Below are 22448 nucleotides of genomic sequence, written 5' to 3' on the forward strand. Positions count from 1 at the left end.
GACAAGCGCTCCCGGGACGACCCTTCCCGCAGTGCCGCTGAGCCACAATCCGGGGATGAATTCCGATCGTTCTCCTGATGTCGTGCCGGCAGACGCCGCAGCCCGTGCGGCTGAGCTGCGCGAGCAGCTGCATCACCATGCCCACCTGTATTACGTGCTGGACGCGCCGGCGCTTCCGGATGCCGCCTACGACCAGTTGTTCCAGGAATTGCAGGCCCTGGAGGCCCGCCATCCGTCGCTGCTGACGCCGGATTCCCCGACGCAGCGGGTGGGCGGCAAGGTGCTGGAGGGGTTCGTGCCGGTCCGTCATACCGTGCCGATGCTGTCCATCCGCACCGAGACCGATACCGAAGCCAGCGGCGCCGAGACCTTCGATGCACGCGTGCGCCGGGAACTGGACCTGGAGCCCAGCGCCGCGCCGGTGGAATACGCGGCCGAGCTCAAGTTCGATGGTCTGGCCATCAACCTGCGTTATGAGCACGGTGTGCTGGTGCAGGCGGCCACCCGCGGCAACGGCGAGACTGGTGAGGACGTGACCCAGAACGTGCGCACCATCGGCCAGATCCCCCTGCGGCTGTCCGGCGACGGGGCGCAGGCGGCGGTGCTGGAGGTGCGTGGCGAGGTCTACATGCGCCGCGATGATTTCGAGGCGCTGAATGAGCGTCAGCGCGCGGCCAACGAAAAGACCTTCGTGAATCCGCGCAACACGGCCGCAGGTGCCATTCGACAACTGGATCCGGGCCTGGTGCGGCAGCGTCCGCTGAGTTTCTTCGCCTACGGCCTGGGGGACGTGCAGGGCTGGGACATCCCGCCCACCCATTCCGGCCTGCTCGATGCCTTGAAGGCGATGGGGCTGCCGGTCTCCGACGACCGCGCCGTGGTGCGAGGCGCCGAGGGTCTGGTGAAGTTCCACCAGCAGATGGGGGCCAAGCGGGACGAGTTGCCGTTTGACATCGACGGTGTGGTCTACAAGGTCAACAGCCGTGAACTGCAGCGTCGTCTGGGCTTTGTCTCACGCGAACCGCGCTGGGCGGTGGCTCACAAGTACCCGGCGCAGGAACAGATCACCCGGCTCAATGCCATCGACATCCAGGTGGGCCGCACCGGCAAACTCACGCCAGTGGCCAAGCTTGAACCGGTGTTTGTAGGCGGCACGACCGTCAGCAATGCGACGCTGCACAACGTCTTCGAGCTGCGCCGCAAGCGGGTGCGGGTGGGGGATCAGGTCATCGTCCGGCGCGCGGGGGATGTGATCCCGGAAATCGTCGGCAAGGTGGATGCTCCTCGGGCGCAGTATGTGGCCAACTTCCACATGCCGCGCCACTGCCCGATTTGCGGGAGTGATGTGTTGCGGGAGAAGGGCGGCATCGACCATCGCTGCAGCGGCGGCATCTTCTGCCCGGCGCAGCGCAAGCAGGCCTTGCTGCATTTTGCCGGCCGGCGTGCCATGGACATCGAGGGCCTGGGCGACAAGCTGGTGGACCAGTTGGTGGATGGCGGCATCGTCACCAGCCTGCCCGGCCTGTACAAGCTGGGCGTGGCCAAGCTGTCGGCGCTGGAACGCATGGGGGAGAAGAGCGCGCAGAACCTGTTTGAGGCCTTGCAAAAGAGCAAGACCACGACGCTGCCGCGCTTCCTGTATGCGCTGGGCATCCGCCATGTGGGCGAGACCACGGCCAAGGACCTGGCGAAGCACTTCGGCAACATGGACGCGTTGATGGCCGCCACCGAGGAGCAACTGCTGGCCGTCAAGGATGTGGGCCCGGTGGTGGCCAAGAGCATCGCGGCCTTCTTCGCCGAGCCGCACAACCGGGAGGTGGTGGAGCAGTTGATCGCTGCGGGTGTGGACTATCCCAAGACCGATGGCGCCGCTGCCGAGCCGCAAGGGCCGCAGCCGCTGGCCGGCAAGACGCTGGTGTTGACCGGGTCGCTGCCGACCCTGTCACGGGACGAGGCCAAGGCCTTGATCGAGGCGGCGGGCGGCAAGGTCAGCGGGTCCGTCTCCAAGAAGACGAGCTACGTGGTGGCCGGCGAAGAGGCGGGATCCAAGCTGGACAAGGCCCAGGAACTGGGCGTGACCGTGCTGGATGAGGCGGGCTTGCACGCGCTGCTGCAAGGCTGAGTGGATTATTTCGCCGGCCGCGTCACCGGCGTCGCCGGCAGCCGCAGCACGCCCACCGCCAGCCCGGTGCCGAGCAGCACGACCAGGCAGCCCAGCGCCATGCTGGTGGTCAGGGTTTCGTGCAGGAACACAAACCCCCAGATCAGCGCGAAGACCGGAATCAGGAAGGTCACGGCGATGGTGTTGGTCGGGCCCACCCGCTTCATCAGCCGGAAGAACAGGATGTAGGCCACGCTGGTGCACAGCAGGGCCAGCAGGGCCACCGCCCCCCAGGCCTTGAGCGACGGCATCTGCGCCGGCTGCTGCAGCAGGGCCGGCAGCGCCAGCAGCAAGGCCGCGCCAAACTGGCTGCCGGTAGCCACGGCCAGGGGCGACGCCTGGCTCAGGAAGCGCTTGGTGGCATTGGCCGCCACCCCGTAGCTGAGCGTGGCCAGCAGCACCGCCAGGATGGCAAAACCGCCCCCGCCGGGCTTGAAGGACGCCTTGTCCCAGGCCAGGATCACCACGCCGGTGAACCCCAGCGCCAGCCCGACCAGCCGGGAGCCGTCCAGGCGCTGGCCGAACCAGATCCAGGCCACCAGCGCGCCCCACATGGGCGTGGTGGCGTTGAGGATGCTGGACAGGCCAGCGTTGATGGACAGCGCGGCGAAACTGAACAGGGCAAAGGGCAGGGCGCCGTTGAGCAGCCCCACCAAGAGCAGACCCGGCCAGAAGCGGCGCAGGTCCTGGAAGCCTTCACGCAGGAACAGCAGCGGCATCAGCAGCAAGGAGGCGCCGGCCACCCGCACAAAGGCGGTGGCCACGGGGCCGAACTCCGGGGCGGCGATGCGCATGAAGAGGAAGGAGGCGCCCCAGATGGCCGCCAGCAGGGTGAGTTCAACCAGGTCGCGTTGCTTCAAGCGCCTGCTCCTTGGAGGTGAGAGGAAAAGAGGGTTCCGCTGGAGCGGGTCGTGGAAGGACTGTCCGGGCCTGCGGCTGCGCCTGCGCCTGCGCCTGCGCCTGCGCCTGTGGCGGGCGTGAGGTCATCGGGGCTCCAACCCATCCGCAGGGTCGGCGCTGTGGGCTCGGATGCGAGTAGAGACGCGGTTGACCGAATGCCCCGCGCTTCCAGTGGCACGGGCGCGCTCGCTTCCGGCGAAAACCGTGCTTGCGCCTCATGCTTGAACGGCGCATTCGCTTCCAGCACAAGTGGTGCTTTCGCTTCCGCCGCAGACAGCGACAGGGCTTCCCCTGCAAACGGCGCTTGCGCTTCCATCCCCAGCAACGCCCGCTTGCGATCGAGGCCGCCGGCATAACCGGTCAACTGCCCGTTGCCGCCGACCACGCGATGACAAGGCACCAGCACCGAGATCGGATTGCGCCCGACCGCCGCCGCCACGGCTCGCACCGCTTCCCGTCGCCCCAGGCGAGCAGCCAGGTCGCCATAACTGACGGTATGCCCAAAGGGGATCTGGAGCAGCTCGCGCCAGACCGCCTGCTGAAAATCCGTGCCGAGCAGCGACAGCGGGGGCAGCGCGGCCGCAGGTCCTTCGCGCCTGGCCTCCTGCATGACGCCTCGCTCGATGTCCGTCATGCCGGCGAAGTAGGCCCGGAGCCAGTCGGCAGCCTGTTTCAGGATCGGATCCTGATCGTCACGCGGCACCGTCAGCGTTCCGGGATGGTATTTTTGGCCTTCGAACCACACGCCGCAGAGCCCACGGGCATCCCGCGCGAGAAGCATGCGTCCGAGTGGGGTGGCGACGTCGGTTTGCTGGGTCAGTCGATGCGAGCTCATGAGAGGGGTCCTTCCGCGAGAGACGCGCTACGGCGGATGCGCTTGCGGTTGCTGGCGCTAGTTCTGCCGGTGGTGCTGATGGTGCCGGTGCTCCTGTTGCTGCTGTTGCTGCTGGTGCTGCTGGTGCTACCAGGGGTGCCCGTGCTGCTCTTGCTAGCTGTGGAGCCCGTGCTGATGCTGCTAGACGTTGTGCCCGTGCTGCTGTTGCTACCGATGCTGCCCGTGCTGGTACCGGCGCTGGCGCTAGTGCTGGTGCTGGTGCTGGTGCTGGTGCCGGCCTTCCCCAGCGCGCTCGCTTCCCGCCACAACTGCAGCACCGCGTAACTGCGGTACGGTGCATAACGCTGGGCGGCGGCGACCAGCGCGGCTGGCCGCATCGAATCCCCAGCGCGGCTTTCCAGCCGCTGGCGCAGCACCACATCGCCCGGCAGGAAGGCATCGGGCCAGCTCCAGCCGCGCATCAGCATGTAGTGCGCCGTCCAGGGGCCCAGCCCCGGCAGCGCCGCCAGTTCGGCCATCGCGTCCTCGACCGTGCCGCGGCCCTGTGCAAACGCCAGTCGGGGCCATTCGGCCGCCAGATGGATCAGGGCCTGCGCCCGCCTGCCCGGCATGCCCAGCGCGGCCACCTCATCCACCGTGGCGGAGGCCAGGCGGGCGGCAGCGGGGAAGGCATGGGTGACCGGCGCCGGTGCGTCCAGTGCTGCAGGCAGCGGTTCCCCAAAAGCCGCCACCAGGCGCGTTGCCAAGGTCCGCGCCGCGGCCACCGTGACCTGCTGACCCAGCACCGCCCGCACCGCCAGTTCAAAGCGGTCCAGCGTACCCGGCAGCCGCAGCCCCAGGGCGGAGGGGCCCAGCTCGTCGCCCAGGGCGGCGGCAATGGCATGCGGGTCCGCGTCCAGGTCCAGCCAGCGCCGCAACTTCGGCATCAAGGCCGCCACGTGAGGCCAGAGCGATGCGCTCAGCCGCACGCGAACTTGGGGACGCTCAGCGCCGTCGGGCGGGAGCGCTACGGTCACCCATCCCAGGACGTCAGGCGGGTCGGCCAGCGACAGACGCACGCTGCGCAGCACCCGCAGCCCCGCAAGGTCCACCTGCTCCACCCCCGGCACCGCCCGCGCGGCCAGGAACTGGAGCAGGGCAGTCGTCAGCAGCGGCGGGCGCAGATCCAGACGCAGTTCAAGCGCGTCGTCCTCCGAGGCCGGACGGCGTCGCGCTCCGCCGTCCCGCAGGGCGGTCGGACTCAAGCGGTAATGTTCCGAAAACGCCGCATTGAATCGACGCAGGCTGGAAAACCCCGCCGCCAGCGCCACCTGGGCGACCGGCAGCCGGGTGTCGGTCAGCAACTGCTTGGCCAGCAGCAGACGGCGGGTCTGCAGGTATTGGAGCGGCGCCACCCCATGCACGGCGGTGAAGATGCGCCGCACATGCCGCTCGCTCACCCCCAGATGCGTGGCCAGCGCTGGCAGGCTGGCCTGGTCCGGCGCGCATTCATCCAGCCAGCGTGCGGCCTCTCGGGCCAGCACCTCGCTGGCGTCCATCGCGCTCCACGGACGGGCGGCGGGCGCCAATTCAGGGCGGCACTTCAGGCAGGGCCTGAAGCGTGCAGCTTCCGCCTGGCTGGCCGTGGGAAAGAACAGGCAGTTTTCCAGCTTGGGCGCACGAACCCGGCAGATCGGCCGGCAGTAGATGCCGGTGGTCTTCACCGCCACGAACCATTGGCCGTCAAAACGCGCGTCCCGGGCCAGCAGGGCCGGGTAGCAATGGTGGGGAGTGAGAGGGGAGACCATGCTGGGCATCATAGGCAGCGCGGGTGACAGGCGCTGGCCGTTTTCGGACATGTCCCTGACAAGGCATGACAGCTGGCTGGGTGGACGACCGGACCGTGCGCCCGGGCAGGTCCGCTTTTTGCCCTCCATGCCACCGGGTTTACGGCAGGTGACATCCGGAGACGCGATTCATCACCCGGGGTTACACGGGACAGTCGTTTCTACTGCCTACAATCCGCCCCAGTTTTCGTTACTTGATCACATTTGCACAGGGACGCTCATGCAAGTTCATGCTTCCATTTTCAAGGCCTATGACATTCGCGGTGTTGTGGGTCAGACCCTGAACGAAGAGCTGGCCGAGCACCTCGGCCGTGCCTTCGGGACCGAGGCCAAGCGGGCCGGCGAAACGGCCGTGGCCGTGGGCCGGGACGGCCGGCTGTCGGGCCCGGGCCTGGTGGAAGCGCTGATCCGCGGCCTGACCTCGACCGGTCTGGATGTGGTGGACATCGGTGCGGTCACCACCCCGATGCTCTATTACGTGGCCGCCACCCGTGGCAAGCATGGCTGCCATTCCGGCATCCAGGTCACGGGCAGCCACAACCCCAAGGACTACAACGGCTTCAAGATGGTGCTCAAGGGCGCCGCCGTGTATGGCGAGCAGATCCAGGGCCTGAAGCGTCGCATCGAAGCCGAAGACTATGAAACCGGCAAGGGCCGTGTCGGCCAGATGGACATCGTGCCGGAATACACCCACCGCATCGTCACCGACGCCAAGCTGTCGCGCCCGATGAAGGTGGTGGTGGACAGCGGCAACGGCATCCCCGGCGCCACCGCGCCGGCCATCCTGCGCGCCCTGGGCTGCGAGGTGGTGGACATCTTCTCCAAGGTGGACGGGGACTTCCCCAACCACCATCCGGACCCGTCGCGCCCGGAAAACCTGGAAGACCTCAAGCGCATCGTGCATGCCACCGATGCGGAACTGGGCCTGGCCTTCGACGGGGACGGCGACCGCCTGGGCATCGTCACCAAGGACGGCACGATGATCATGCCGGACCGCCAGATCATGCTGCTGGCCGCCGACATCCTCAAGCGCAAGCCGGGTTCCGAGATCATCTTCGACGTGAAGTGCTCGCAGCGCCTGGGTCCGTGGATCGAGGAACATGGCGGCAAGCCGCTGATGTGGATGACCGGCCATTCGCTGGCCAAGGCCAAGCTGAAGGAAACCGGTGCACCGCTGGCGGGTGAGCTGTCCGGCCACATCTTCTTCGGCGAACGCTGGTATGGCTTTGACGACGCCATGTACACCGCCGCCCGCATGCTGGAAATCCTCTCGCGCAGCGACGACCCCAGCCAGGTGCTGAACGACCTGCCCAACAGCATCAACACGCCGGAGCTGAACGTGCCCTGCGCCGAGGGCGAGCACCATGAAGTGGTGGCCAAGCTCAAGGAAATCGCCGAGTTCCCGAATGCCAAGGATGTGATCACCATCGACGGCATCCGCGTGGAATACGACGACGGCTTTGGCCTGGTGCGCGCGTCCAACACCACGCCGGTGTTGGTGCTGCGCTTCGAGGGTCATACCCAGGAAGCGCTGGAGCGCATCCAGAAGGAAGTGCTGGCCCAGCTCAAGCGGGTGAAGCCGGACATCACCTTCACCGCCGGTCACTGATCCGCGGCCACGGCGCGGCCGGGGCGGGGCCAAGGTCCCGCCGGCCGCAGCCGTTGAAGATCTGAATTCTGTCTAGCCTGATAAAGCGGCCCCTGATGACTCCGCCCCCTGGTGATTCCTGGCGTGAGCGGCTGGCTCGCGGTTTTTTCAGCACGGTGCTGCGGCTGGGAACGCCGCTGTACCTGCTGCGCCTGATGCGTCGGGGCCGGGCCGAGCCGCTGTACCGGGCCCATCTGCCGGAGCGTTTCGGCTTTGGCCTGGATGTGGAGCCCGGCTCGATCTGGGTGCATGCCGTGTCGCTGGGCGAGACCCGGGCCGCGGCGCCGCTGATCGAGCGGCTGCGGCAGGAACGCCCGGGCATGCGATTGCTGCTGACCCATACGACGGCGACCGGCCGGGAGGCGGGGCAGGCGCTGCTGCGTCCGGGGGATGTGCAGCGCTGGCTGCCGTTCGACACGCCCGGCGCGGTTCGGCGTTTCCTGCAAGGCACTCAGCCGTCGGTGGGCGTGCTGATGGAAACCGAAATCTGGCCCAATCTCCAGCAGGCCGCCGCGCAGGCGGGCGTGCCGATGGTGCTGGCCAATGCGCGGCTGTCGGCCCGCAGCCTGCGTCGCGGCGAGCGCTTCAAGTGGCTGCTGGCCCCGGCTGCCCGCACGCTGCGCCTGGCACTGGCGCAGACCCGCGAGGACGCGCAGCGGCTCACCCAGGCCGGAGTGCCGGAGGTGCAGGTGTGCGGCAACCTCAAGTTTGATCTGCAGCCGGACGAGGCGCTGCTGGCGCAAGGCCGCGCCTGGCGCGCAGCCCTGGGACGGCCGGTGGTGCTCATGGCAGTTTCCCGGGAAGGGGAAGAGGCGGCGCTGCTGGCGCAGTGGGCCCAAATCAAAGCCCAAGCGCCAGGCTTGTCGGTCGACGGATCGCGTCCTGCCGGTTCGAATTCCAGCGGCGTGTCCCTCGGCGCTGAAAGCACGGCAGGCGCCCGCCCGCCGCTGCTCGTCATCGTGCCCCGGCATCCGCAGCGTTTCGACGAGGTGGCTGTGCTGGTGCAACAAGCTGGCTGGTCACTCGCGCGTCGCAGTGCCTGGGGGGCGGAGGGTCCGTCGGCGCAGGACCAGGCGGCCGACGTGTGGCTGGGGGATTCGATGCGGGAGATGGCGCTGTATTACGGCCTGGCCGACGTGGCCCTGCTGGGCGGCAGCTTCGAGCCGCTGGGCGGGCAGAACCTGATCGAGGCGGCCGCATGCGGCGTGCCGTTGCTGATGGGCCCCCACACCTTCAACTTCGCCGAAGCGGCCACGCTGTCGCTGGAGGCGGGCGCTGCCCGGCGGGTGGAATCGCTGGACCAGGGTGTGGCACAGGCTTTGTCCTTGCTGGCTGATGCGCCCACGCGGACCGGGATGGCCGCGGCCGCCACGGCATTTGCCGCTGCGCATCGTGGCGCAGCGCAGCGGATGGCCGCGCGCATCCTGGACCTCATCCGCTGACCGGCCGCGGTGACCACCCCGCTGCGACCCCGCGCCACTCCGCCGCGCCACTCCGCCGCGCCACAGCGCCACCCTGCCGCGACACAGCGACACAGCCGCACAGCGCCGCGACACCGCGATACCGCGCCACGAAACCGCGACGCCGCACCGCAGCGCCATCGCGCCACAGCAATGCCACAGCGGGCAAGCTGCGCTACTGGTTGCTGGTCGCCCTTACTTCGCTAAGCGTGGTCACGCCCTGCAGCACCTTGGCGATGCCGTCCTGACGCAAGGTGCGCATGCCCTCGGCCATGCCCTGGTGCATCAGTTCCTCCGCGCGAGACCCGGTCTGGATCAGGCGGCGCAGCGTGCGAGACACCACCAGCAGCTCATGCAGGCCGGCACGGCCCTTGAAGCCGGTGTTGTCGCACTTGGCGCAGCCCGGGCTGTGATAGTGCAGCAGACCCGGCTGACCATAGGCGCCTTGCCACTGGGCCAGCACCGATTCGCGGGTCGGCCGGTTCTCCGCCGAGAACACATGCAGGTAGTCGTCCAGCAATTCCTGCAGCTTCTCGTCGGGCATCGGCTCGGCCTTGCGGCAGGACGGGCACAGGCGACGCACCAGACGCTGGGCCAGCACCGCCAGCAGCGAGTCGGCAAAGTTGAAGGGGTCCATGCCCATGTCCAGCAGACGGGTCACGGTTTCCGGAGCGCTGTTGGTGTGCAGGGTGGACAGCACCAAGTGGCCGGTCAGGGACGCTTCCACCGCAATCTCGGCGGTTTCCTCGTCCCGGATTTCACCGACCATGATCACGTCCGGATCGGCCCGCAGGAAGGCGCGCAAGGCCTTGGCGAAGGTCCAGTCGATCTTCGGATTGACCTGCACCTGCCGCAGCCCGGCCTGGGTGATTTCCACCGGATCTTCCGCCGTCCAGACCTTGCGGTCCGGCGTGTTGATCTGGGCCAGCACCGAATGCAGCGTGGTGGTCTTGCCGGAGCCGGTCGGGCCCACGCACAGCACCATTCCATAAGGCCGGGCCGAGGCAATCTTGAGCTGCTCGAAGTTGTAGGGCGACAGGCCCAGCTTCTCCATCGGGATGGGCTTGGCCGAGGCCAGGATCCGCATCACCACGTCTTCCATCCCGTTGTTGGTCGGGATGGTGGCCACCCGCAGCTCGATCGGATGCTGCGAGGAGAAGCGGGCGAAGTTGATCTTGCCGTCCTGCGGCTTGCGACGCTCGGAGATGTCCAGGTCGCACATGATCTTGATCCGCGCGATCAGGGCGCTGCGGTAGGTGTGCGGCAGTTCCAGGTGGGGCTGGAGCACGCCGTCCTTGCGGAAACGGATGCGCACCTTGTCCTTGCCCGGATAGGTCTCGATGTGGATGTCCGACACATGCTGGTTGTGGGCATCGATGATCATGGTGTTGATCAGCCGCACCAGCGAGTTGTCGCTCTGCTCGATCGGGCGCTCTTCCTCGCGGGCCGCCTCCCGCGCCACCTGCTCCTGGCCTTCGCGCTCCAGGGTCTCGATCAGCTTGTCGGAGCTGTCCAGCTCGAAGTCGATACCCAGGGTGGGCAGGCCGGTGTCGCGGCTGGACACCGGCTGGTTGCCGTAGCGCTCGTAGGCGGAGGGCAGGGCGAACTGCAGGGAGCCCACGCGCGCCAGCGCCGGCACCACCTTCAGCTGGGTGATGAATTCCACCTCGTCGATGCAGTCGCGCCGGGTCGGGTCTTCCATCGCCACGATGAGGCGGCCATCCCGCACCACCAGCGGCAGCACTTCCAGGCGACGCGCCACCGACAGCGGCAGCTTCAGCACCGCCTCGGGTTCGATGGCGAAGTTGTCCACGTCCACCAGCGGATAGCCCATCTTGCGGGCCAGCGCCGATTGCAGCTGCGCCCGGGTGACCACGCCCTTGCGCACCAGCAACTCACCCAGTGGCACCGAGCGGTCGTTTTTCTGCTGGGCCAGGGCTTCGTCCAGTTGCGCCTGCGTCACCAGCTCCAGGGCCAGCAGCGCCTCGCCGATGCGCACCATCGGCATGCGGGCCTGCTGCTCGATGGCCTGCATCAGCTGCTCGCTGCTGACCAGGTGCTGGGCCACGAGGATGTCGCCCACGCGGCGGTCGCGCAGGTCCTTCTGTTCCTGCACGGCTTCTTCCACCTGCGCGGTGGTGGCGACCTGCTCGCGCACCAGCAGGTCGCCGATGCGGTCGCCGACCTCGTAGCTGGTCAGCACCTCGCGCGGCACGAACATGCAGCGCACCCAGTCGCTGGTGTCGCTGACGGGCGGGAACAGGAAGAGGCCGATGTCGCTTTCCACATGGCCGATGGTCGTACCCTTGAATTCCTCGCCGCCCTGATAGACGAGGCGGAATTCGTCCCGCGGCCGCTGGTCCAGGGACATCGGGTCGTCCACCGACGCGGGATCCCGGGGCGGCACTTCAATGGCGTGCAGCAGCTTCAGCGCCCGGAACTGCGAGAACTTCAGCGGCATCGCATTGCGCGCCGGCGGCACCAGCACCTGGGCCAGGCGCTCCTGCGGCACCATCAGGATGACCTTACCGACCGTGCGACTGCCGTTCAGGCCGAGGATCTCGCAGGCCAGCGGATCGCGCTGCGGCTTGGGCCGGGGGTAGGCGGCAAAGGGGGGCGTGGGCCATTCGAAGTCGCCGTCGGCATTGCGACGCGCCGCGGTCCTGGCCACCGGAGTGGCGCCCAGCGACGCGGGCCGTGAGGGCTCGACAAGCGCTCCAGGCTCGGTTTGGGGCCATTTCAGTGGCACGGACGGGTCGGACATGTAGCGGTCTCCGCGGTGATTCTCTTGACGGCCAAAGGACGCCGTAGGCCTAAGCCTAACGCGTTTGTCGATGATGCATCACAAGGAAAAGCATGGGAGAGGCCCGCTAGACTCGGTTCCGTGAAGAACATCCTGATCACGGGCTTCGAGCCCTTTGGTGGCGAGGCGGTCAACCCGTCCTGGGAGCTGGCCCATGCGCTGGGGGGCGAGGTCATCGCGGACACCCGGGTCGTGGCCCTGCAACTGCCTTGTGTGTTCGGTGTCGCACTGAGCACGCTGGACGAGGCGCTGGTGCGCGTGAGGCCAGCGCTGGTGCTGGCGGTGGGGCAGGCGGGGGGGCGTTGTGACCTGTCCCTGGAGCGGGTGGCTATCAATGTGGACGATGCCCGCATTCCGGACAACGCCGGCGCGCAGCCGGTGGATGAGCCGGTCGTGCCGGACGGGCCGGCGGCCTACTTCAGCACGCTGCCCATCAAGGCGATGGTCGCGGCGCTGCGCACGGCCGGGTATCCGGCCTCGGTGTCGCAGACGGCCGGCACCTTCGTCTGCAACCATGTCTTCTACGGCTTGCAGCACCGGCTGGCGGGGCAGGGCGTGCCCAGCGGCTTCATGCACATTCCGTATCTGCCGCAGCAGGCGGCGCAGCATCCCGGTGCGGCCAGCCTGCCGCTGGAGACGCTCGTCGCAGCCACCCGGCTGGCGCTGCACACGGCACTCACCCAGAACGAGATCCGGATGGGCGCCGGGCAACTGGACTGATCGGACGGGACTGACCGCAGACGTGGGCCCAGCCGCTGAATGGCGGCCCCTGCGGCCTGGCCCCGACCCCTGATCCCGCTTCTTACTCCCGGGGCCGGAAGACCAGCGTCATCACCCGCGGCACGGTGCCGTCGGTGTCGCGGGGCAGGACCTCGGTCTTGTCCAGCGCCCGCAGCACGGCGGCGTCAAAGTCCGGCAGTCCGCTGGACTTGATCACACGACGCGCGATGATCGTGCCGTCCGGGCTGCAGCGCACTTCCACTTCCGCCTCGGGGTTGGCCGCGCCGCCCGGGTCCTGGTAGACGATGTTGGGCTTGACCCGTGCCTTGATCCGGCCGGCGTAGTTGGCGGACGGTCCGGCGCTCTTTTGCGCCGTGCCGGTGGCATTGGGCGCGCCGGTCGCGCCGGCCATGCCCATGATGCGCTTGAGATTGTCCTGGCGCGCCTGCTCGGCCCGGGCTTCGGCGTCCTTGCGGGCCTTCTCGGCCTTGGCCTTGTCGGCCTGCTCCGCCTTGTCCTTCTTGGCCTTTTCGTCCTTCTCCTTGCGCTCGCGCTCCTGCTTCTCGGCCTCGTCCTTCTTCTGCTGCTCGAGCTTGCGCTTCTTGTCCTCCAGCTCGCGCTGCTCCTGCTCTTCCTTGAGCTTGCGTTCCTTGGCCTTGGCGATGGCGATGTCGGCATCGCGCTGCGCCTGGACCTCCTGAGGCGTGGGCTTGGGCGGCTCGGGTTTGGGTTCCGGCTTGGGCTCGGGTTTGGGCGGGGGAGATTCCTCCGGCGGCAGCTGCTCCTTGGGGGCAGCGGCCACCGGCACGGACGCCCACAGCTCCGCTTCCGCCGCCGGAATCGGGGCCGACCGCCAGCTCACGCCAAAGCTCAGCGCCAGCACCAGCAGCACGTGGGCGACGGCGGCCAGGGCCATGCCGCGGCCCAGCCCGGGCGCGGGCGGCGGCCGCAGCGGGTCGCGGTCCATCGGGAAACGGGAAACGAGACTGCTCATGGGCGATCAGCTGTCCGAAGGGCCGTTCTTGACCGACAGGCCCACCCGCTGGATGCCGGCGCGCTGCAGCACGTCCATGGTCTTGACCACGGCCTCGTACTTCACATTGCGGTCGGCGGAGATCACCACCGGCGTGTTGGCATCGCCGGCCTGGGCGTCCTTCACCCGGGCGGCCAGGGCCTTGAGCGGCACCGGCTGGGGATCCTGGTCGCCGTCCAGCTTGATCTTGAGCTGCTCATCCTTGCCCACCACCACCTGGATGACATGGGTCGGTTGCTGCTTGCTGGTGCCGACGCTGGGCAGGTCCACCACCCCCGTGGTGATCAGCGGGGCGCTCACCATGAAGATGATGAGCAGGACCAGCATCACGTCGATGAAGGGCACCATGTTGATTTCATTCATGGTGCGGCGGCGGGAGCCGCTGCGGGAGGACATCGCGGGCATGGCGGTGCGCTTTCCGGGGTATCGACTTCAGGCTTCAGCGGGCGGCGGCAGGTGCCGGCTGGCCGGCATTGCGCTGCAGGATGTTGGAGAACTCCTCGATGAAGCTCTCCAGCGTGATGGCATTGCGGTCGATCTGGCGGGCGAAGCGGTTGTAGGCCAGCACCGCGGGAATGGCGGCGAACAGGCCGATGGCGGTGGCCACCAGGGCTTCGGCGATGCCGGGGGCGACGGTGGCCAGCGTCACCTGGGTGAGGTTGGACAGGCCGACGAAGGCATGCATGATCCCCCAGATGGTGCCGAACAGGCCCACATAGGGCGAGACCGACCCGACCGAGGCCAGGAAGGACAGGTGCGATTCCATCGCGTCGAGCTCGCGCTGGAAGCTGGCCCGCATGGCGCGGCGGGCGCCGTCCAGCAGGGCGGTGGGCTCGGACACGCGGCGTTCCCGCAGCTTCAGGAATTCCCGCATGCCGGAGGCGAAGATGCGCTCCAGCGGGGCGCCGTCCTGATGGTTGGAGACGCTGTTGTAGAGGTCGTTGAGGTTCTTGCCGGACCAGAACTCCTGCTCGAAATGCTCGTTGCGGGCCTTCACGCGGGACAGCGAGATCAGCTTGCTGAAGATGACGCTCCAACTGGCCAGCGACACCAGCAGCAGCGCTGCAATGACCAGCTGCACCGTCAGGCTGGCATGCATGATCAGGGAGATGATGGAAAGGTCTTGGTTCATGGAGTCAGAGGAAGCTCAACGAGGGGCCGACGCCAGGTCGGCGCTGGAGGTCTGTCTGCAAACCGGTCATTTTTGCTCGAAATACGACCGGTCCTGTGTCTGGATGTTGGCTGAAGCGTTTCAGCGCTGCAGACATTGCAGGATGCGTGCCGGGATGCGGGCGGGCTTGAGGCTGGCCGCATCGACGCAGCCGATGCGGATGCGACCTTCGGTCAGCAGCGTCTCGCCGCGCCAGACCTGCTGGTCGATGGTGAGGCTGACGCGGCCGATCTCCGCCGGGTTGACGGTGACGCGGAGCCAGTCATCCAGCCGGGCCGGGCTGAGGTAGCGCAGGGCGGTGTCGCTGACCACGAACATCAGGCCTTCTTCGCGCCGCATCACTTCCTGCTCAAAGCCGAGTGCGCGCAGCCATTCGGTGCGGGCGCGCTCCATGAACTTGAGGTAGTTGGCGTAGAAGACGACGCCGCCGGCGTCGGTGTCTTCCCAGTAGATGCGCAGCTCATGCTGGAAGGCGGGCAGGCCGGCCTTCGCGGCGGCGGTGGGCGCGTTGGGGTCGAGGAGGGCGGTGCTGGTCATGACGATTGGAGTTGAGCCACACGGACGCGCATCCGGCTCAGGGCCTCGCGCAGGTCGTCCATGCTGCTGGCAAAAGACAGACGCAGGAAGCGCTCGCCCAGGGCGGGACCGAAGTCGCGGCCAGGGGTGAGGGCGACCTGGGCATGCTGCATCAGGTCCATGCACAGATCCCAACTGCTCAGTCGGGTGCCGGAGGCATCGGCCCAGGCGTAGAACGCGCCGTCGGGCACCACCGGCACCGGCAGGCCCATCGCGTTGAGGGCCGGCACGACCAGGTCGCGACGGCGGCGCAGCTCTTCGCGGCGACGCTCGAACTCGGCCAGAGACTCCGGCTCGAAATTCGCCAGCGCCGCCTTCTGGGCGATGGTGGACGGGCAGATGTAGAGGTTTTGCGCCAGCTTCTCCACCGGATAGACCAGGGATTCGGGCAGCACCAACCAGCCCAGTCGCCAGCCGGTCATGCCGAAATACTTGGAGAAGCTGTTGATGGAGATGACGTCATCGCCCAGGGCCAGGGCGCTGCGGCGATAGCGGTCGTCGTAGCTCAGCGCCTGGTAGATCTCGTCCACCACCATCACGCCGCCGCGTTCCCGCACGAAGGCGTGGATGCGGGCGAGTTCGTCCGGCGCGACCGAGGTGCCGGTGGGGTTGCTGGGCGAGGCCAGCAGCACGCCGCGGCTGCGGCTGGTCCAGTGGTGACGCACCTGGGCTTCGGTGAGCTGGAAGCGGTCTTCCGCGCCAGCGGGCAGCAGCACCGGCGTGGCGTCCACCGCCGCGACGAAGTGCCGGTTGCACGGGTAGCTGGGGTCCGGCATGAGCACGTCGTCGCCCTGCTCGAACAGGGCCAGGCAGGCCAGCTGCAGGGCTGCGGAGGCGCCCGCGGTGATGACGATGCGCTCCGGCGCGATGCTCAGGTTCTGGGTGTTGCGATACCAGTCGGACAGCCGCTGGCGCAGCGCCACCAGCCCGGTGGCCTGGGTGTAGGGCACCTGGCCGGCGGCGGTGAAGCGGGAGGCAGCTTCGCGCACCGCGGCGCTGGCGCCGAAATCCGGCTCGCCGATGTTCAGGTAGATCATGTGCCGGCCGCCCTGGGCCGGGTCACAGACGGCGGAGCGCGCGATCTCGTCGGCGCGTTTGGCGCACTCCATCACGTAGAACGGCTGGATGCGGGCGACGCGTTGAGAAAGCCTGAGTTCGTGCGACATGGGGTGGGGCGCGTGCGATGCGGTCACTGGCGTGGCCCCGATGATAAGACCTCGTGAGCCCCGAAAAACCGCTTCGCGATGCACGCCGCCCGTCGTGACGGGGCGGGCGACGGACGCCGCCCCGGCGCTCAGCCGCGCGCGGCCTTGACTTCCACCGGACGCAGATCTTCCGCGGCGCGGTCCAGCACGCCGTTGACGTACTTGTGGCCGTCGGTGCCCCCGAAGGACTTGGCCAGCTCGACCGCTTCGTTGATGGCGACCTTGTAGGGGATGTCGATGCAGTGCTTGAGCTCGTACGCGCCCAGCATCAGGATGGCATGCTCGATGGGCGACAGCTCGGTCGTCTTGCGGTCCGCATGGCGGGCCAGCACTTCATCCAGCGAAGCGGCTTCTTCGACGGCACCGGTAAACAGCTTGTCGTAGTGGCCGCGGTCGCTCTTGTCGAAGCCTTCCTGCTCACGGGTGTGGGCATCGATGACGCCCAGGTCGTCGCCTGTCAGCAGCCACTGGTAGACGCTCTGCAGGGCATGTTCACGGGCACGGCGGCGGGCGGACTTGACGGCAGGGCGCTTGGGCGCGGGCTTGCCACCTGCAGACTTGGCGCCGGTGGAGGGGAGGTTGTCCTTGGAGGTCACTGGAGTTCTTTCAGCAGCAGGGCCATTTCGACCGCAACGGTGCCGGCATCCCGGCCCTTTTCTTCGGCACGAGCCCAGGCCTGGGCTTCGTTTTCGACGGTCAGGATGGCATTGGCAATGGGCAGACCGTGGTCGAGCGTCAGGCGGGTGACGCCGGCGCCACTTTCATTGGCCACCAGCTCGAAGTGATAGGTCTCGCCGCGGATGATGCAGCCCAGGGCCACCAGGGCGTCAAAGCGTCCGCTGCGGGCCATGGCCTGGAGGGCCACCGGCACTTCCAGCGCGCCCGGCACGGTGACGTGACGGATGTCCGCCTCTGCCACGCCGTGCTGATGCAGCGACGCCAGACAGGCCTTGGCCAGGGCGGTGGTCAGCGAGTCGTTGAAACGCGCCTGCACGATGCCCACGCGCAGGCCTTGGCCGTTCAGGGGGGTCGAATGACCCTTGTCAGATCCTTGCATGCAGCCCTCGTCTCAGCAGTTCTGTGCGGCCTGGAAGCCGGTGACTTCCAGCCCGTAGCCGGTCATGCTGGGCATGCGGCGCGGGCTGCCCAGCAGCTTCATGCGTTGCACGCCCAGGTCGCGAAGGATCTGTGCGCCGACGCCGTAGGTGCGCAGGTCCACCGCAGGGCGGGCCTCTTCACCCGCAGGCGCCTGCAGGCGACCCAGCAGGCCGTCCGGTTCTTCGCCGCAGTTCAGCAGCACCGCGACGCCGCGGCCCTGAGACTGGATGGCGGACAGCGCTTCGGGCAGCGGCCAGGAGTGGCCACAGCGGCCGGCTTCCAGCAGGTCCAGCGCGGAGAAGGGCTCGTGCACGCGCACCAGAACCTCGTCCTCGGGCTTCCATTCGCCCAGCATCAGGGCCATGTGGACGCCACCGGTGCGGTCGCGGAAGACGTGGCAGTCGAAGCGGCCCTGGCGGGTTTCCAGCGGGCGCTGGGTGACGCGCTGCACCAGCGATTCATTGCGGCTGCGGTATTCAATGAGGTCGGCAATGGTGCCGATCTTCAGGCCGTGCTCCTGGGCGAAGACTTCCAGGTCCGGCAGGCGGGCCATGGTGCCGTCGTCGTTCATCACCTCGCAGATGACGCTGGCGGGGGTGAGGCCGGCCATGCGGGAGAGGTCGCAACCGGCTTCGGTATGACCAGCGCGCATCAGCACGCCGCCGTCCTGGGCCTGCAGCGGGAAGATGTGCCCGGGCTGGACCAGGTCCGCCGCCACCGCATTGCGGGCCACGGCGGCCTGCACGGTGCGGGCGCGGTCCGCCGCGGAAATGCCGGTGCTGACGCCGGTGGCCGCTTCGATCGACACGGTGAAGGCCGTGCCGTGCTTGGTGCCGTTGCGGGTGGCCATGGGGGGCAGTTGCAACTGCTCGCAGCGCTCGCGGGTGAGCGTCAGGCAGATCAGGCCGCGGCCGTACTTGGCCATGAAATTGATGGCTTCGGGCGTGACATGGTCGGCCGCGATGACAAGGTCACCCTCGTTTTCGCGGTCTTCCTCATCGACCAGGATGACCATACGGCCGGCCGCCAGTTCGGCAACCAGCTCAGGAATCGGAGAAATAGGCATGGGCGTGATTGTAGGCGGGCGGGGCGGGGCTGCGGGGCGGTGGGGCTACCGGGCGTCGCGGGGGACGGTGGTGGGCCGCAGGCGGAGGCGGATGTCGGCGCCGATGGGGCGCATATCGACCACCTCGTAACGCGGCGCCTGGTCCAGGGCGGTCAGGCTGCCCAGGTTCACCATGCCGCGGCCGTCGCCCATCAGCATGGGCGCCAAGTAGACCAGCAGCTCGTCCACCAGCCCGGTGCGCAGCAAGGAGCCATTGAGCTTGTTGCCGGCTTCCAGGTGCAGTTCATTGATGCCGCGACGGCCCAGGTCCTGGATCATCGCGGTCAGGTCGACCTTGCCGTTGGGGTCGGGCAGTGAGATGAGTTCGGCGCCGCGGGCAGTCAGGGCGTCCCCCAGGGCGCCGCCATCGGGCTGTGCGTGGTAGACCCAGAGGGTGCCCGGGGGGTCCAGCAGGCGGGCTTCCGGGAACAGGGTCAGGCGGGAATCGACCAGCACCCGCTGCGGCTGCCGGGCGGTGGGGACCTCCCGCACATCCAGGCGAGGGTTGTCTTCCTTGGCCGTGCCGATGCCGGTCAGCACCGCGCCGGCACGTCGGCGCCAGGCGTGGCCGTCCGCCCGGGCCTGCGGGCCGGTGATCCATTGGCTCACGCCGTTGTGCAGGGCGGTGCGTCCGTCGAGCGAGGCGGCAATCTTCATGCGCACGAACGGACGTCCGCGCTCCATGCGGGAGAGGAAGCCGATGTTGAGCTCACGGGCGGCGACGGCCAGCGCGTGGTCCGGTTCAAGCAGATGCGTCTGGACCCCGGCCGCCCGAAGCCGGGCCAGGCCGTGACCGCCGACCAGCGGATTGGGGTCTCCCAGCGCCACGACCACCCGCGCCACGCCAGCGGCGATCAGCGCATCGCAGCAGGGCGGCGTGCGGCCGTGGTGGGCGCAGGGTTCCAGCGTGACGTAGACCGTGGCGCCGCGCGGGTCGTGACCGCGGTCGGTGACGTCGCGCAGCGCCATCACTTCGGCATGGGCCTGACCGGCGGGCTGGGTGTGGCCGGCACCCAGGACCTCGCCATGGGCCGTGGTGATGATGCAGCCGACACGCGGATTCGGATCGGTCAGGCCGATGGCCTGCTCGGCCAGCGCCAGGGCCGCCGCGAGGTGCTGGAGGTCCTGCGGGGACAGCGGCGTGCCGGAAGGGGAGGAATCGGGATGCATGGGGTGAAGTCTAGCTGTCGGCCCGGGTCAGCCAGGCCGTCAGGGAGCGGTTGGCGGACGGCACCAGGGTGTGCAGGTCCAGGCGCTGCGGGTGGCCGCGGCGGTCGGTCCAGGAGACGTGCACGCTGAGGGCGCGCAGGGGGAAAGGATCGGTGAGGGGTGGTGCTGGTGATGATGTTGGTGTGGGAATCGGCATCGGCGTCGGTGCCGAGGTGGCAGGCAGGCCGTCGGGCGTGGTGTCGGTGGCTTCGCCTTGCAGGTCGAAGGTGGCGGTGCGACCGGTCCAGCGCGTGGGGGTGACTTGCAGCGAGTCCCGGCCCTGCTCCAGCGCCTGCTGGGCCAGCCACAAGGCCTCGCCCTGGTGACGGACTTCCTCACCGGCCCATGCCAACTGCGCCTGCAGTCGGATCAGCCCGGCGGCGCCGGTGGCGAGCAGCGCGGCGGCGATGAGGGCTTCGAGGAGAGCCAGGCCTGCGCATGCGCGCCGGCAACGGTTTCCCTGCAGGCCTATCTTGGGCCCGCCAATCCTTGGCCGACCGTACCTTGACGAGCCGTAGCCAGCGGCGCCGTGGCTAAGCAAGTCGTACCCAGGCAGGTCGTACCTAGGCAAGCCGAAACTCGGCAAGCCGAGCTCTGGCCCGCCTCCGAAAGCGGCAGACCGTTGACGGCGGGGGAGCGTGAGCGGGTTCATCGACTGTTGCTCCACCCACCCGGCACGGGAAGATAGCTGCCCATCTCCCACTGGATGCGCCGCAGCAGAGCTTCGTCCCATTCCAGCTGGAGGGTGCCCGCATCGCCGGTGCGGATGAGGCGGCCATCCGTGACCAAGGCACCGCGCACCACCGAACTGCTGCCGGTCGGTGACGCCCAGCGCACGTCGCTGCGCGCATAGATCAATCCGGAGAAAGACTGGGCGGTCTCGATGTCCAGCTGCCCATCCACCAGCAACACCAGCGGCTGTCCGTCCGATGGGGGCGGCAGCGCTTCCCGCAGTGTGACGTTGCCGTCGATCCAGATCAGTCGGCGCCCCCGTGACAAGGCCTGCCGCAGCTCTGGCCCGCAGTGGTCCCCGCACGCCAGACGGGTGAGCGCGGGCTGCAGTCGGTACTGGCTGGATGGGAAGCCAAACACGCGAACGAAAGCTGGGCTGGTCTGCTTCGGCTGATTCGGCTGATTCTGCGAGGCGACCTGACCGCCTTCGATCAAGCCGGTGGACGGCGGGCGGCGCAGCGCGCTCAGCAGCGCCAGATGTTGGCTGTGTTCCGCCAGCCCGGTGCCGTCGGGTGGCGGCAGGTCGCTGACGGCGCAGGTCGGCGGTGCACCGCTGCAGCCCCGAGCCAGGAGGATGAACTGGCCCGGGACATCGGCATCCGTGACCCGGATGGCGAAGGTGGTTTCCAGGCCAGGCCCAGCCGTGCTCGAGGCCGACGCAGGTACTTGCCCGTCGCATCGGCAGCTCCAGCGGAGCGATCCGTTGTGGGTGCAGGCAGCGACCCAGGAGGTCGAGGACCGGGCCACGGGGGAGCCGGAGGTGTCCGACTTGAGCACGCGGCTACGGAAGTCCAGGCCGGCGTCGAAAGCCGGGCGACAGTTGTCGTCCACCCGGCCGGTGTTCAGCATGGCAGCCGCCCAGGCCAGGCCGGCATCGGCGGCCTGCACCGCGGCGGTCGAGCGGTGGTCGTTGGCCGCGATGCGCTGGGCGGCGGCCAAGGGGCGCGCGGACCAGAGAACGGCCAATGCCAGCAGCATCAGCAGCAGGCTGCACATCAGCAGGGTGGCGGCGCCGCGCTGAGGGCGCGCGATCTTGGGCGGCGGGGCATTCACTCCCCGTTGGGCGCCCGAGAGCCCCTGTCGGCGGCCACTGCCGCATGGCGTTCGGGGACTCATGGGCAAGCTCCGGCAATCTGGTCATTGCGTACATGCACCGACCAGGTGGCCGCTGCGGTGAATGTGGCGTCCTGCGTCGGCTGTGCCTGAACCTGCAACTGGACCGTCCGCGACAGCACCGTGTCTGCGCAGGGACGGTCACCGAGGTGGGCGGTGGACTGGATGTCCGCGCGGAATTGCTGAAGCTGCATCAGGACCGGGTCGGTCATCGGCTGGAAGCGGCCGCCGACGGTCTGGTCCATACGGCCATCAATCCAGCGGAATGCGACCTCAGTGCCAGCGTCCGGCTGGACCACGTTTGCGTCGAGGGCGCGGCTCAGGCGCAGCGTGGTGCCGGCGTCGGTCACCGCGAGGGTGGTGAAGGGATTGGAGGTGGGTGCTGCTCCCGCGCTTGGTGACGTGCCTGCGTTGGTGGGCGGGCTTGCGTTTGCGCTTGTGTTGGCGCTGGCATTGGCATTGGCATTGGCGCTGACGGAAGAGGCAGAGGCGGTGGCCGCGGTGGCGTCCGGCTGCCACACCAACAGCGACGGGCGACCGTGCGCGCCAGCGCGGCGCAGCTCCATCTGCAGCGGCTGGGCTATCGCTCGCAGGTCCTGGTGCAGCTGCCAAGCGCGATGCTGGCGCACGATCGCGCCCAAGGACTGGCCGGCCCATGCCAGCGCGGCAGACACCACGCTCAGTCCCAGTGCGAGACCCACCAGGAGTTCCATCACCGTGAAGCCATTTGACCGGCGGCGTGGCGAACTGAAGCGCAACGTCCGGTAGCGTGCTGATTGGCGCTCGGATGGGCGGTCCAACTGGCGTTCCGAATGGCGCTCCCAATGGCCTTCCGAATGGCGGTTCCACGGGT

General features: G+C 68.4%; 20 protein-coding genes. 4 read left to right on the forward strand and 16 right to left on the reverse strand.

What is annotated here, in order from left to right; all coding sequences use genetic code 11:
- The first annotated feature begins 55 nt into the window (after nt 1-55).
- Nucleotides 56-2122: an NAD-dependent DNA ligase LigA gene (gene ligA / locus DES44_RS11340; protein WP_058935035.1), complete on the forward strand. Its 2067-nt coding sequence runs from the start codon at nt 56-58 to the stop codon at nt 2120-2122.
- 5 nt (nt 2123-2127) lie between these two features.
- On the opposite strand, the gene DES44_RS11345 is transcribed toward ligA, so the two are convergent.
- Genes DES44_RS11345 through DES44_RS11360 form a run of 3 tightly spaced genes read right to left on the reverse strand, consistent with a single transcriptional unit; the run spans nt 2128 to nt 5683 of the window.
- On the reverse strand, nt 2128-3021 hold the full coding sequence (locus DES44_RS11345) for a DMT family transporter (protein ID WP_058935036.1): 894 nt from the start codon (nt 3019-3021) through the stop codon (nt 2128-2130).
- The gene (locus tag DES44_RS25975; protein WP_310732362.1) at nt 3018-3896 is read right to left on the reverse strand and encodes a methylated-DNA--[protein]-cysteine S-methyltransferase; all 879 of its coding nucleotides are present in this window, start codon (nt 3894-3896) and stop codon (nt 3018-3020) included. Before DES44_RS25975 ends, DES44_RS11345 begins: the two co-directional genes overlap by 4 nt.
- Entirely contained in the window at nt 3893-5683 is a 1791-nt protein-coding gene (locus tag DES44_RS11360) for an Ada metal-binding domain-containing protein (RefSeq protein WP_232309994.1), read from the reverse strand. Before DES44_RS11360 ends, DES44_RS25975 begins: the two co-directional genes overlap by 4 nt.
- A gap of 259 nt (nt 5684-5942) precedes the next feature.
- Here DES44_RS11360 and DES44_RS11365 point away from each other — a divergent pair, with 259 nt between their 5' ends.
- Both DES44_RS11365 and DES44_RS11370 read left to right on the forward strand, forming a co-directional pair.
- Nucleotides 5943-7331: a phosphomannomutase/phosphoglucomutase gene (locus DES44_RS11365; protein ID WP_058935037.1), complete on the forward strand. Its 1389-nt coding sequence runs from the start codon at nt 5943-5945 to the stop codon at nt 7329-7331.
- Nucleotides 7332-7426: 95 nt separating this feature from the next.
- The gene (locus DES44_RS11370; RefSeq protein ID WP_058935038.1) at nt 7427-8812 is read left to right on the forward strand and encodes a 3-deoxy-D-manno-octulosonic acid transferase; all 1386 of its coding nucleotides are present in this window, start codon (nt 7427-7429) and stop codon (nt 8810-8812) included.
- A 193-nt stretch (nt 8813-9005) separates the two neighbouring features.
- Here DES44_RS11370 and DES44_RS11375 read toward each other — a convergent pair whose 3' ends face one another.
- The gene (locus DES44_RS11375; RefSeq protein ID WP_083525562.1) at nt 9006-11594 is read right to left on the reverse strand and encodes a GspE/PulE family protein; all 2589 of its coding nucleotides are present in this window, start codon (nt 11592-11594) and stop codon (nt 9006-9008) included.
- A 120-nt stretch (nt 11595-11714) separates the two neighbouring features.
- On the opposite strand from DES44_RS11375, the gene pcp reads away from it, so the two are divergent.
- Nucleotides 11715-12353, forward strand: coding sequence for a pyroglutamyl-peptidase I (pcp, locus tag DES44_RS11380; RefSeq protein ID WP_058935039.1), 639 nt, complete (start codon nt 11715-11717; stop codon nt 12351-12353).
- An 82-nt stretch (nt 12354-12435) separates the two neighbouring features.
- On the opposite strand, the gene tolA is transcribed toward pcp, so the two are convergent.
- The 12 genes from tolA to DES44_RS11440 all read right to left on the reverse strand — a co-directional run bounded on the left by tolA (nt 12436) and on the right by DES44_RS11440 (nt 22308).
- Entirely contained in the window at nt 12436-13347 is a 912-nt protein-coding gene (gene tolA, locus DES44_RS11385; RefSeq protein WP_232309995.1) for a cell envelope integrity protein TolA, read from the reverse strand.
- 6 nt (nt 13348-13353) lie between these two features.
- Nucleotides 13354-13791, reverse strand: coding sequence for a protein TolR (gene tolR, locus DES44_RS11390; RefSeq protein ID WP_058935041.1), 438 nt, complete (start codon nt 13789-13791; stop codon nt 13354-13356).
- Nucleotides 13792-13825: 34 nt separating this feature from the next.
- On the reverse strand, nt 13826-14518 hold the full coding sequence (gene tolQ / locus DES44_RS11395; protein WP_058935042.1) for a protein TolQ: 693 nt from the start codon (nt 14516-14518) through the stop codon (nt 13826-13828).
- 120 nt (nt 14519-14638) lie between these two features.
- The gene (ybgC, locus tag DES44_RS11400) at nt 14639-15094 is read right to left on the reverse strand and encodes a tol-pal system-associated acyl-CoA thioesterase (RefSeq protein ID WP_058935043.1); all 456 of its coding nucleotides are present in this window, start codon (nt 15092-15094) and stop codon (nt 14639-14641) included.
- Nucleotides 15091-16299, reverse strand: a complete 1209-nt coding sequence (locus tag DES44_RS11405) for a pyridoxal phosphate-dependent aminotransferase (RefSeq protein WP_058935044.1) — start codon at nt 16297-16299, stop codon at nt 15091-15093. Before DES44_RS11405 ends, ybgC begins: the two co-directional genes overlap by 4 nt.
- A 128-nt stretch (nt 16300-16427) precedes the next feature.
- Nucleotides 16428-16934 (reverse strand): transcription antitermination factor NusB, encoded by a 507-nt coding sequence (nusB, locus tag DES44_RS11410; RefSeq protein ID WP_058935045.1) that lies wholly within the window; start codon nt 16932-16934, stop codon nt 16428-16430.
- Complete coding sequence (gene ribH / locus DES44_RS11415; RefSeq protein ID WP_058935046.1) at nt 16931-17395, reverse strand: 6,7-dimethyl-8-ribityllumazine synthase; 465 nt, start codon at nt 17393-17395, stop codon at nt 16931-16933. Before ribH ends, nusB begins: the two co-directional genes overlap by 4 nt.
- Nucleotides 17396-17407: 12 nt before the next feature.
- Entirely contained in the window at nt 17408-18502 is a 1095-nt protein-coding gene (gene ribBA / locus DES44_RS11420) for a bifunctional 3,4-dihydroxy-2-butanone-4-phosphate synthase/GTP cyclohydrolase II (protein ID WP_058935047.1), read from the reverse strand.
- Between the two features lie 45 nt (nt 18503-18547).
- Nucleotides 18548-19711, reverse strand: coding sequence for a bifunctional diaminohydroxyphosphoribosylaminopyrimidine deaminase/5-amino-6-(5-phosphoribosylamino)uracil reductase RibD (ribD, locus tag DES44_RS11425; protein WP_058935048.1), 1164 nt, complete (start codon nt 19709-19711; stop codon nt 18548-18550).
- A 10-nt stretch (nt 19712-19721) separates the two neighbouring features.
- Nucleotides 19722-20102, reverse strand: coding sequence for a hypothetical protein (locus DES44_RS11430; RefSeq protein ID WP_058935049.1), 381 nt, complete (start codon nt 20100-20102; stop codon nt 19722-19724).
- A 296-nt stretch (nt 20103-20398) separates the two neighbouring features.
- Entirely contained in the window at nt 20399-21598 is a 1200-nt protein-coding gene (locus tag DES44_RS11435) for a hypothetical protein (RefSeq protein ID WP_147307057.1), read from the reverse strand.
- Complete coding sequence (locus DES44_RS11440) at nt 21595-22308, reverse strand: hypothetical protein (RefSeq protein WP_058935051.1); 714 nt, start codon at nt 22306-22308, stop codon at nt 21595-21597. Before DES44_RS11440 ends, DES44_RS11435 begins: the two co-directional genes overlap by 4 nt.
- Nucleotides 22309-22448: the final 140 nt, after the last annotated feature.

Origin of the sequence: Roseateles depolymerans (assembly GCF_003387155.1) — a bacterium.
Classification (GTDB): domain Bacteria; phylum Pseudomonadota; class Gammaproteobacteria; order Burkholderiales; family Burkholderiaceae_C; genus Roseateles; species Roseateles depolymerans.